General features: G+C 71.2%; 2 protein-coding genes. Both read right to left on the bottom strand.

Annotation, left to right across the window (positions count from 1 at the left end; genetic code table 11):
- The coding region (locus tag AC27KI_RS26120) for a CinA family protein (protein ID WP_487116759.1) at window positions 1-261 on the bottom strand (261 nt) is incomplete at its 3' end.
- A 65-nt stretch (window positions 262-326) separates the two neighbouring features.
- On the bottom strand, window positions 327-839 hold the full coding sequence (locus AC27KI_RS26125) for a phosphatidylglycerophosphatase A family protein (RefSeq protein ID WP_487116761.1): 513 nt from the start codon (window positions 837-839) through the stop codon (window positions 327-329).
- Window positions 840-844 lie beyond the last annotated feature (5 nt).

Consider the following 844-nt stretch of genomic DNA (forward strand, 5'->3'; position numbering starts at 1 on the left):
CGCCAGCGAGCGCGCCACGGCGCCCTCGGCCATGGCGCGCGCCACGGGCTCGCTCACGGCGCCGTGCGCTGCGATGAGGGCGGTGGGCACGCCCAGCAGGTCGGTCTTGGCGGCGTTGGAGTAGGTGACGAAGCCGCGCTCGAACCAGCGGCTCGACCCGGCCAGGTCGGTGCAGGCACCGGCGATCAGCCCGCCCGTGCAGCTTTCGGCGGTGGCCAGCATCGCGCCGCGCGCCACGAGTGCCCCGGCGATGTGGGTCAAATGGGCCTCCAGTGCAATATTTCCTAGGGCATCATGCTCTGATTTTGATAGCGAATCGTCCGGTGTCACCACAGATGCCTCCAGAGCGCGATCACCACCAGCGTGCAGAAGGCCGCCACCAGGTCGTCGAACACGATGCCCCAGCCGCCGCGCCAGCCGAAGCCCTTGAACAAACTGTCGGCCCAGGCCACGGGGCCGGGCTTGGCGGCGTCGAAGAAGCGGAACAGCGCGAACGCCGCGCACTGCCCCCAAAAGCCCATGGGCATGGCCAGCCACAGCACGAGCCAGAAGGCGATGACCTCGTCCCACACGATGCTGCCGGGGTCGGCCACGCCCATGTGGCGCGCGGTGGTGGTGCAGGCCCACCAGCCGACGAGCGTGCCGGCCAGGATCAGCACGCCGAAATGCAGGGGCGCGAGCCACTGCTGCAGCACCAGATAGGCCAGCCACGCCCACAGCGTGCCCACGGTGCCGGGTGCCTTGGGCGACAGGCCGGCGCCGAAGCCCAGGGCGATCCAGTGCGCCGGGTGCGACCGCATGAAGGCGGCGGTCGCGCGGCGCGGTGCGGCGGCGGGCATGGCAG

Source organism: Acidovorax sp. KPB24-03, from assembly GCF_057546605.1.

Coding starts and splice junctions, on each gene's coding strand:
- AC27KI_RS26125 (WP_487116761.1), bottom strand. CDS start 839: ATGCCCGCCGCCGCACCGCGCCGCGCGACCGCCGCCTTCATGCGGTCG.